Origin of the sequence: Promicromonospora sp. NPDC057488, from assembly GCF_042802395.1 — a bacterium.
Taxonomy (GTDB): domain Bacteria; phylum Actinomycetota; class Actinomycetes; order Actinomycetales; family Cellulomonadaceae; genus Promicromonospora.
In genome coordinates this window covers 1-9555 of the sequence record NZ_JBHVEG010000212.1, presented here as the reverse complement: position 1 = coordinate 9555, position 9555 = coordinate 1, and the positions used below count along the sequence as shown (strand labels likewise).

Below are 9555 nucleotides of genomic sequence, written 5' to 3'. Positions count from 1 at the left end.
CAGACCGTGTGCCGGTCGGCCGCCGCCTGTGGACAGACGAGCCTGTGGTCGAACTCGTTCCCTTGCGCCGTGGTGGTCAGGGGCTGTTTGTGGCTCCGACGAACTCGCTGGAGTTCTACTTCGCCACAGTTCTATCTCGCCACAGTTCTACTTCGCCCTGGTTCTACTTCGGCGATTGGAGGGTTACCAGATGCGGACCCGGGCCTCCGGGGCCAGGTACAGCGCGTCGCCCGGCTGGACGTCGTAGGTCGCGTAGAACTCGTCCACGTTGCTCACCACGCCGTTGCAGCGGAACTCGTTGGGGGAGTGCGGGTCCGTCGCGAGGCGGCGCAGCACCTCCTCGTCGCGGCCCTTGGACTGCCAGACCTGGGCCCAGCCGAGGAAGATCCGCTCCAGGGCGGTGAGCCCGTCCACGACCGGCGCCTCGTCCAGCGGCTTGCCGAGCGCGATCCGGTAGGCCTTGATCGCGATCGAGAGCCCGCCCAGGTCGCCGATGTTCTCGCCGATCGTCAGGCCGCCGTTCACGTGCGCCTCGGCGGCGCTCTCGCCGTCGCCCTCGCCTTCCCCGGCCTCCGGGCCGACGGCGGACGCCGCGAGCTGCGCCGGCCGGAACGCGTCGTACTGCGCGATCAGCGCGCTCGTACGCTTCTCGAACTCGGCACGGTCGGTGTCGGTCCACCAGTCCTCGAGGCGGCCGTCGCCGTCGTACTTGGAGCCCTGGTCGTCGAACCCGTGCCCGATCTCGTGCCCGATGACGCCGCCGATGCCGCCGAAGTTCACGGCGTCGTCGGCCTCGGGGTCGAAGAACGGGGGCTGCAGGATCGCCGCGGGGAACACGATCTCGTTCATGCCCGGGTTGTAGTAGGCGTTGACGGTCTGCGGCGTCATGAACCACTCGTCGCGGTCCAGCGGCTTGCCGATCTTGGCGAGCTCGAAGTCCTGGTCGAACGCGTTGGAGCGGCGCACGTTGCCGATCACGTCGGCGGCGTCGACCTCCAGGCCCGAGTAGTCGCGCCAGCGCACGGGGTAGCCCACCTTGGGGGTGAACTTCTCCAGTTTGGTCAGCGCCTTCGCCTTGGTCTCGTCGGTCATCCAGTCGAGGCCCTGGATCGACTCGCGGTACGCGTCGACCAGCGCGGAGACGAGCCGGTCCATCTTTGCCTTGTTCGCCGGCGGGAAGTGCCGCGCGACGTACTCCGAGCCCACGACCTCGCCGAGGGCGCCCTCCACGAGGGCCACGCCGCGCTTCCAGCGCTCGCGCACCTCCTGCGCGCCGGTCAGGGTGCGGCCGTAGAAGTCGAAGTTGGCCTCGACGATCTCGTCGGTGAGGTACGGCGCCCGGGCGCTGACCACGTGGTACGTCAGCCAGAGCTGCCAGTCGAGCAGGGACAGCTCGCTCCACAGGGCGGCGAACCCGGTCGCGAAGTCGGGCTCGCGCACCACGATGTCGTCGAACGCGCCGGCGGGCACGCCCAGCGCCTCGGCCCAGGCGACCCAGTCGAAGCCCGGCGCGGAGTCGACCAGGGCGGACAGCGTCATCGGGTTGTAGGTCAGCGTCGCGTCGCGGTCGCGCACCACGTCCCAGTGGTGCCCGGCGAGCTGCTTCTCGACCTCGTACACGCGCTGGGCGGCGTCGTCGGCCGTGATGCCCCAGGTCTCGTGGACCGGCGTGAAGCGCAGCATCCGGGCCACGTGCGGCACGTACTTCTTGCGCAGCGCCGCGTACTGCTCCTCGCGGTAGTACGCCTCGTCGGGCAGGCCGAGCCCGGACTGCCGCAGGTAGACGACGTACTTCTCGGGGTCGGTCGCGTCGTTGTCCACCCAGAAGCGGACGCCGGCCGCGCCGCCCGTGCGCTGCAGCGTGCCGAGCGCGCGGGTCAGGGCCGCGGCGTCGGCTGCGTCCCGGACGAGCGCGAAGTCCTCGTCCAGGGGCGTGGTCCCGAGCGCGGCGATGCGCTCGGTGTCCATGAAGCTCGCGTACAGGTCGCCGATCTGGGACCCGGTGGTCGCGTCCTGGATGATCTCGCGGACGTGCACCTCGGCCTGGTCGTAGAGGTCGCGGAAGGCGCCGTCCATCGCGCGGTCGGCGGGGATCTCGTGGGTGTCGATCCACCGCCCGTTGACGTGTCGGTACAGGTCGTCCTGCGGGCGGGTGGCGGGGTCTAGTGCGTCGAGGTCGATTCCCGACGTGAGTCCTGTGGCGTCGCTCGTCATTGCGCCAGCGTACGCAACGCACCGGCCGCACGCCGGTGACCTGCCCGAACGGTCCCGGGTGCTGTGATGTACTCGCCCGATGCGGAAAACCTCCCGAGCCCTCCTGACCATCTCTCTGTGCGGCGTGGCCCTGGCTCTCGCGGGCTGTTCGGCGGAGCCGGCCGGCGACGACCTCGCGTCTCCCTCGGCCTCGCCGACGTCGGAGTCGACTGCACCCACGTCGGAGCCGACCGAGGACGCCGCGGGCGGCACGCTGCTCGACGGCAGCCAGGAGGTGGAGATCGAGTCGTACGCCGGCACCTATCTCGCGCCCACCGTCGAGGGCGGGCTGGCGCTGGTCGACGACCCCGCGGCCAACGAGGTCCCGGCGCAGTGGGTCATCGGTCCGGTGGAGGCCGGCGGGGACGACTTCCAGCTCACCACCGTCGCGCTCACCGACGGCGAGCCGTCCTGCCTGACGCTGTCGGACGGCGCTGACCCCTCGCTCGCCAAGTGCGATATCACTGACGCGAGCCAGGTGTTCGGCGTGACGACGCTCGACAGCCCCGAGCAGGTCTCCATCAGCAACGAGGCAGGCGTCCTCGCCGTCGACGCCGAGAGCGGATCCCTCACGGTGCACCCCGACGGCGCGGAGGTGAGCAGCACGTTCACGCTCGCCGTGTCCTAGGGCGTACCGGTGCGTGGCGTGCGGCGGTCCACTGATCGCTGATGAGGGAAGATGGGGCCATGCGTCTCCACATCGCCGCCGACCACGCCGGGTACGACCTCAAGCAGCACCTGGTGCAGCACCTCACCGCCGCCGGGCACGACGTCACCGACCACGGGGCCCACGAGCTCGACCCCCTGGACGACTACCCGGCCTTCTGCCTCTCCGCCGGTGAGGCCGTCGTCGCTGAGCCGGGCTCGCTCGGCATCGTGATCGGCGGTTCGGGCAACGGCGAGCAGATCGCCGCGAACAAGGTGACCGGCGTCCGCGCCGTGCTCGCCTGGTCGCTGGAGACGGCGAAGCTCGGCCGCCAGCACAACGACGCCAACGTGATCGCCGTCGGCGGGCGCATGCACACGGTGGAGGAGGCGACGTCGTTCGTCGAGGCCTTCGTGGCCGAGCCGTTCAGCGGCGACGAGCGGCACCAGCGCCGCATCGACCAGCTCGCCGAGTACGAGAGCAAGCGTGCCTGAGGGGCACACCGTCCACCGCCTCGCGCGGACGTTCGACACGCTGTACGCCGGGCAGGTGCTGCGCGTGAGCAGCCCGCAGGGGCGGTTCGCCGACGGCGCCGGCGTGCTCGACGGCCGTCGTCTCGTCGCGAGCGAGGCGTGGGGCAAGCAGCTCTTCCTCGGCTTCGTGCCCGACGGCGCGCCCGGCGATGTGTCAGACGTACAGGTCACCGGAGTGACCTGTACGTCTGACACGTTGTGGCTGCGCACGCACCTCGGGCTGTACGGCGCGTGGACGTTCGCGGGCGCCCCGGACGCGCCCGAGGTCGCGCACGCGATCGGCGCGCCCCGGCGTCGGATCGGGGAGCGGGACTCGGTGCCGGCGTCGGCCGCTTCCTCGTCCGTGTCAGACGTACAGATCCCTCCGGTGACCCACGCGTCTGACACGTGGGACGTGCCGGAGCCGCGCGGGCAGGTCCGGGTGCGCCTGCTCGGCGCGCACGCCGTCGCCGACCTCACCGGTCCGACGGCGTGCGAGGTGATCACGGCCGACGAGAAGCAGGCCGTCGAGGCGCGCCTGGGCCCCGACCCGATCCGGGACGACGGCGACCCGGAGGCGTTCGTGGCCCGGGTCGGCCGGTCGCGGGTGACGATCGGGCAGCAGCTCATGGACCAGGCCGTCGTCGCGGGCGTCGGCAACATCTACCGTGCCGAGGCGCTGTTCCGCGCCGGCGTGGACCCGCTGCGGCCCGGGCGTGAGGTGCCGACGGCGTCGGTCCGTGCGATCTGGGATGACCTGGTCGGGCTCATGCGCGACGGCGCGGACCACGGCGCGATCGTCACCACGCGGCCGGAGGACCGGGACGGCGCGAGCTCGTCGCAACCGGGGTCTCGACAGGCTCGACCAGCGGAGGCGGTCGCGACCTCGTCAGCGGAGGCGGTCGCGGCGTCCGGCCGGGGCCGGACCCGGCAGAACACCGACGGCGCCCCTGGCGCCGTGCCCTCCGACCAGGCCTTCTACGTGTACCACCGCGACGGGCTGCCCTGCCGGGTGTGCGGGTCGCCGGTGCTGGTCAAGGAGCTGGCGGGCCGCAACCTGTTCTGGTGCGGCACCTGCCAGACCTGACCGTCGGCGTCGGCCGGCAGGCCGTCCGACGGGTCAGAAGACCCAGGACGCCCCCGGCGCGACCGGCCAGCCGAACGCGGCGCTCGCCCGCGCCAGCGCACCCGCGCCCTGGCCGGGGCGCACGGTGACCAGCCCGGCCGCGGCGAGCGTCGCGAGCGACTTTCCGCCCAGGTAGGCGGCGCCCAGCTCGCGCACGTCGAGCGACAGCTCGGGCGCCTCGACCTCCGGGTCCACCCGCTCCACCGACACCGGCCCGAACGCCTCGGCCCGCAGCCGGTACACCCCGGCGTTCGCGGGCAGCCGGGTGTCGGTCACCGCGAGCGTGACGTCGACGTCGGCGGCGTACTGCCGACCCGCGAGGGCCGCCGGTACGTCGACCAGCCGGACCCACAGGTTGTCCGGGGTGCGCGGCGCGGCCGCGCGCAGGTTGACCAGGAGCTGCGTGATCACGTCGTCCACCGGCAGGATGAACGGGCTCACCTCGTTCGTCAGGTCGAGGTCGAGCAGTGCGCCCCACAGCGCGCGGGCCGCCGCGGCGTCGAGCGCCACGACCTCCCCGGCGCTGACCTGCCCGCGCGGGCCGGTCGGCTCCCAGGAGAGGTTCCGGCGGAACGTCACGTAGCCGCGAGGCTCGCCGTCGAGCTCGACGACGATGATGCGCCGCGACTCGCGCCCGCCGCGGTGGATCGCGGCGTCGTCCCACAGGACGGCCTGCAGCTCCTCGGTCTCGCGCGTGACCCAGCCGGGCCGGTTCAGACCGGGGACGCCGGCCGGGGCGGCGCCCGCCGCGCGATGCAGTCGGTCGACGAGCGCGCCGTGGCGCTCGCGGGAGGCCACCTCGACCCGGACCGTGTGCCGCTCGGCGCCGGGCACGTCGCGCAGAGCGGCGCCGCGCGGGATGTCGAGGCGCAGGTCGTCGGCGGCATGGCCGTAGCCGAACCGGCCGTAGATCGCGGCCTCGGCGGCGAACAGGGCGCTGAGCGGCTCGCCGCGCTCGACGGAGCGCGCCAGGTGCAGGTCGATCATCGCGGTCAGCAGGCCCCGGCGGCGGTGCTGCGGGTGCACGCCCACCCAGGTCAGGCCCGCCGTCGGCAGCTCGGCACCCGGCACGGGGAACTGCGCGAACGGGTAGGACGCGTGCATGGCCACCAGGCCGTCGGCGCCGTCCGCCTCGATGCCCACCGCGCGTTCCCAGGTGAGCGGGGACGGGGTGGCGTCGAGGTCGTCGTGCGAGTGGCCCGTGGGGAAGGCCCAGGTGTCCAGCTCGGTCACCAGGCGCTGGTCGTCGGGGGTCAGCGTGCGCCAGCGGTACCCCGCCGGCAGGGCGATCTGGGGAAGTGCCATGCGCTGATCGTCGCACCCGCGGGCAAGCGGAAATCGCGGGACTGAGTCGCGTTCAGCAGGCCAGGGACGACCGTCCGCCGGGCGAAGGCGGTCGTCCCCGGCCTGCTGAAGCGGAGTCAGTTCCTGGCCGCCGTCTACGATCGCAGGCGTGAATCAGCCGCCGCCTGGACCAGTGCTCACCGACGTCGAGGAGTACGCCGCCGCCGTGCTCGACGTCGTCCGCAGCATCCCCTCCGGCCGCGCCATGACCTACGGGCTCATCGCGGAGATCGTCGGCGAGGAGCTCGGCCGCGGCGGCCCGCGCCAGGTCGGCAGCGTCCTGGCTGGCTCAGGCAGCAGGTATGCGCACCTGGTCCCGGACGGGGACGCCGACGGCGAGCCGGACGACAGCGACCGCGTGCCCTGGTGGCGCGTGGTCAACGCCGCGGGCTCCCCGCCGCAGCACCACCTGACCGAGGCCCTCGACGCACTGCGCGCCGAGGGCTGCCCGCTGTCCAAGGACGGCCGCCGCGTGAACCTCCGGCGTGCGGTCTGGTTCCCGGAGGACGACGAGCCCGGCGCCAGACCCTGACCGCGGTGCGCCGACGACCAGGGATCAGACCTTGGCCGGGGCGACCTTCGCGAGGAGGGAGCCCGCCGTCGACCGGGCACGGCCGGCCAGCGACGTGTCCTGCGACGCCGCGAGCAGCGCGAGCATCGAGGCCGGGTCGCCCTGCACGAGCAGCGTCGTGATCGCGGTCTTCTCCCAGGTGGGCAGCTCGCGGCGGATCTTGTCGGCAGGCCCGACCAGCGCGATCTCCTCGACGAGCTGCGTCGGCACGGCCGCGGCGGCCTCCTCCTTGCGCCCGGCGAGGTACAGCTCCTGCACCTTGTCGAGCGGCTCCTTGTAGCCGAGCCGGTCGAGCGACTGCTTGTGGAAGTTCGCCTCCTTGGCGCCCATCCCGCCCGCGTACAGCGCGATGTGCGGCCGGATGACGTCGGCGGCGGCCTCGACGTCGTCCCGCACGACGACGGGGACCGTGGCGCACACCTCGAACCGGTCGGCCCCCGAACGCTCCTCGGAGCGGACGTCGAAGCCCTCGGCCAGCAGCGCGCGGAACTCGTCGTCCATACGCGGCGCGTAGAAGCCGGCCATCCAGCCGTCCGCGATCTCGGCGGCCAGCGCCACGTTCTTGGGCCCCTGCGCGGCCAGCACGATCGGGATCTCGGGCCGGAACGGGTGCACGGTCGGCTTGAGCGCCTTGCCGAGGCCCATGGCGCCGGGCGCCTCGGCCGACAGCGGGAGCTGGTAGAACGACCCGTCGTGGGTCACGGGCGCCTCGCGGCGCATGACCTGTCGCACGATGTCCACGTACTCGCGGGTCCGGGCCAGCGGCCGCTTGTACGGCTGCCCGTACCAGCCCTCGACCACCTGCGGGCCGGAGGCGCCGAGCCCGAGCACGAACCGGCCCTTGGACAGGTGGTCCATCGTCAGGGCCTGCATGGCGGTCGCCGTCGGCGTGCGGGCGGAGATCTGGGCGATGCCCGTGCCCAGCCGCACGTTCCGGGTGCGGGAGCCCCACCAGGCCAGGGGCGAGAAGGCGTCGGAGCCGTAGGCCTCGGCGGTCCAGACCGAGTCGAGGCCGAGCTTGTCGGCGGCCACGATGAACTGCTGGATGCCCTTCGGGGGCCTGCGGGACCAGTAACCGGTCTGGAATCCGATGCGCATGGGGTTCACCTCGTCGTGGGAACGGCTTACCTGGGACGGCGCGTCCCAGGTACTGCGCCACACCCTACCGTTCCTGCGGGGCCGGTTGTGGCTACGGTGGACTCGTGGCCACCTACGACGACGTCGCCCGGCTCGCCCTCGCGCTCCCCGAGACCTCCGAGGGCCTGAGCTACCGCCACCGCGCCTGGTCCGTCGGGCCCAAGGCGTTCGCGTGGGAGCGCCCGTTCACCAAGGCCGACCTCAAGCGGTTCGGCGACGAGCCCGTGCCGCAGGGCCCCATCCTGGGCGTCCGGGTCGAGGACCTGGGGGAGAAGGAGGCGATCCTCGCCGAGGGGCGCGCGGGTTTCTTCACCATCACGCACTTCGACGGCTTCCCCGGGATGCTCATCCAGCTCGACGTCATCGACGAGCCCGGGCTGCGCGAGGCCCTGGTCGACGCCTGGCTCGCGACGGCCCCGCCGAAGCTGGCGCAGGAGCACGCGGACCGGCTGCGCTGAGCGGCGGTGCGTGTTGAGCGCGGCCGGCGTCCCGACCGGAGGTGTCACGCGCCGGAGGTCCCGTCGGGGCGGGCCGACGCATCGGACCGCGCCCGCCCCGCCATCGTGTTCAGGAGCGCTGCCGCCCCGGCGGCCCCGTCGATCGTGACGACGAACCCGCGGCCGGCGGTCCGGTCGACTTGGAGCGCCTCGCCCTCGCGCAGCACCACTCCGGTGCGCCCCGAACCGTCGAGCGCCATCCGCCAGCCCCAGCCGCCGTAGTCCCCGAGTGGGTTGACCTGCGTCACTGATGCGAGCACCACCTCGTCCGCCGGGATCTGGGTGCGCGGCCAGCCGAGTGCCGACCGTACGGTCAGACCCGTGCGGTCGACGCGTACGGTGAACGAGAGCATCGCGAGGAAGAGCAGGACGAGCAGGGCGGGCACGACGAGCATGAACCAGAGCTGCGTCAAGACCGCCGCCGCAGCCGTGAGCAGGGCGACGCCGATCTCGAGCACCATGGCACCCCTCGACGTGCCGGCCTGACCGATCCACGCCGCCCGCTCGTCCGGGGCGAGCTCGGCCCGCGCGGCGTCGGGCTCGACTGGGTCGGTCGCCGGGGTGTGCGGGTCGCCTGGCACGAGCAACGCCGCCACTACGGCGAGCACCGCCGGTCCGAGGGTCGCGACGGCGACGAGCCACACCGGGATGCGGGCTTCCGTCGCGTCGGTGAGCCCTCGCTGCACCCACAGGCCGCCCGCCAGAATGGTGCCCACGAACCCGCCGATCCACACGTTCAACGCCGCCGAGAGCCGCCTCGTGCTCTCGGCCCTGCCCCAGTACACCCCGATGGTGGAAAACAGGGCGATGCAGGCCGCCGCAGTTCCCGCGAGCACGCTGACGAAGGTGCCGAGCGACATGAAGCCGTCCGCCCCGCCTCCGCCCGACCATTGGGTCGCGACGGGGTCGGGGAGGCTGTCGCGCCAGGAGAGGACCAGCCCGGCGGCCAGGGCGAGCAACGACAGGCCGAAGAGCGCGCTGATCGCCATCTGGCCCCGTCGGCTGTGCCCGAACCGCTGGTGCAGCAGGATTCCGGTGGTCATCGCATTGCCTCCTTGACGAGGGTCGCTGTGGCGTCTGGTGAGAGATGCGCCGCCTTGGCGGCGCGGATCAGGTCGGTCATCGCACGCTCGACGGCTGAGAGCTCGGCCTGCGACCGCCCCGTTACGACCGCTCCTCGGCCGCGCCGCAGATCCACGAGCCCCTCGTCGCGCAGCACCTGGTAGGCCTTCAGGACCGTGTGCACGTTGACCTCGAGCGCTTGTGCGAGCTCGCGCGCGGCGGGTAGCCGTTCGCCGTGCGCGAGCTCCCCCTTGGCGACCCCGATGCGCACCTGGGCGACGAGCTGCTCGAACAGCGGCTCGTCGCTCGTGGGGTCGATGCGGAACATCATGAGTTCAACGTTACTTGATCTACTTCAACTAGAACACGATGATCGGCAAGAAGTCAGGTGATCGGCAGCCCGGGCT

The 9555-nt window shown here is 72.6% G+C and carries 10 protein-coding genes; 5 read left to right on the top strand and 5 right to left on the bottom strand.

From position 1 onward, the window contains the following. Positions 1 to 183 precede the first annotated feature (183 nt). Positions 184 to 2214, bottom strand: coding sequence for a M13 family metallopeptidase (locus tag ACFU5G_RS26795; RefSeq protein ID WP_377251606.1), 2031 nt, complete (start codon positions 2212 to 2214; stop codon positions 184 to 186). 79 nt (positions 2215 to 2293) lie between these two features. Between ACFU5G_RS26795 and ACFU5G_RS26790 the strand changes: the two genes are divergently transcribed. Genes ACFU5G_RS26790 through ACFU5G_RS26780 form a run of 3 tightly spaced genes read left to right on the top strand, consistent with a single transcriptional unit; the run spans position 2294 to position 4498 of the window. Continuing rightward, positions 2294 to 2881, top strand: coding sequence for a hypothetical protein (locus ACFU5G_RS26790; protein WP_377251604.1), 588 nt, complete (start codon positions 2294 to 2296; stop codon positions 2879 to 2881). Between the two features lie 59 nt (positions 2882 to 2940). Then, positions 2941 to 3393 carry a ribose-5-phosphate isomerase gene (locus ACFU5G_RS26785; RefSeq protein ID WP_377251602.1) on the top strand — a complete coding sequence of 151 codons (453 nt, stop codon included), beginning with the start codon at positions 2941 to 2943 and terminating at the stop codon, positions 3391 to 3393. Continuing rightward, positions 3386 to 4498 carry an Fpg/Nei family DNA glycosylase gene (locus tag ACFU5G_RS26780; protein WP_377251600.1) on the top strand — a complete coding sequence of 371 codons (1113 nt, stop codon included), beginning with the start codon at positions 3386 to 3388 and terminating at the stop codon, positions 4496 to 4498. The genes ACFU5G_RS26785 and ACFU5G_RS26780 overlap by 8 nt, the downstream gene beginning before the upstream one ends. Before the next feature lie 33 nt (positions 4499 to 4531). On the opposite strand, the gene eis is transcribed toward ACFU5G_RS26780, so the two are convergent. Further along, positions 4532 to 5842: an enhanced intracellular survival protein Eis gene (gene eis / locus ACFU5G_RS26775; protein WP_377251598.1), complete on the bottom strand. Its 1311-nt coding sequence runs from the start codon at positions 5840 to 5842 to the stop codon at positions 4532 to 4534. Positions 5843 to 5990: 148 nt separating this feature from the next. Between eis and ACFU5G_RS26770 the strand changes: the two genes are divergently transcribed. Beyond that, positions 5991 to 6413 (top strand): MGMT family protein, encoded by a 423-nt coding sequence (locus ACFU5G_RS26770; RefSeq protein WP_377251596.1) that lies wholly within the window; start codon positions 5991 to 5993, stop codon positions 6411 to 6413. A gap of 24 nt (positions 6414 to 6437) precedes the next feature. Here the strand turns inward: ACFU5G_RS26770 and ACFU5G_RS26765 are convergent, their stop codons facing one another. Continuing rightward, positions 6438 to 7550 carry an LLM class F420-dependent oxidoreductase gene (locus ACFU5G_RS26765; protein ID WP_377251594.1) on the bottom strand — a complete coding sequence of 371 codons (1113 nt, stop codon included), beginning with the start codon at positions 7548 to 7550 and terminating at the stop codon, positions 6438 to 6440. Between the two features lie 104 nt (positions 7551 to 7654). Here ACFU5G_RS26765 and ACFU5G_RS26760 point away from each other — a divergent pair, with 104 nt between their 5' ends. After that, a complete protein-coding gene (locus ACFU5G_RS26760) occupies positions 7655 to 8047 on the top strand; it encodes an MmcQ/YjbR family DNA-binding protein (protein WP_377251592.1) in 393 nt (130 codons plus the stop codon). Between the two features lie 44 nt (positions 8048 to 8091). Here ACFU5G_RS26760 and ACFU5G_RS26755 read toward each other — a convergent pair whose 3' ends face one another. Together ACFU5G_RS26755 and ACFU5G_RS26750 are read right to left on the bottom strand one after the other, a co-directional pair. Beyond that, positions 8092 to 9129 (bottom strand): DUF1648 domain-containing protein, encoded by a 1038-nt coding sequence (locus tag ACFU5G_RS26755; protein WP_377251590.1) that lies wholly within the window; start codon positions 9127 to 9129, stop codon positions 8092 to 8094. Beyond that, positions 9126 to 9476, bottom strand: a complete 351-nt coding sequence (locus ACFU5G_RS26750; RefSeq protein ID WP_377251588.1) for a GntR family transcriptional regulator — start codon at positions 9474 to 9476, stop codon at positions 9126 to 9128. Before ACFU5G_RS26750 ends, ACFU5G_RS26755 begins: the two co-directional genes overlap by 4 nt. Positions 9477 to 9555 lie beyond the last annotated feature (79 nt).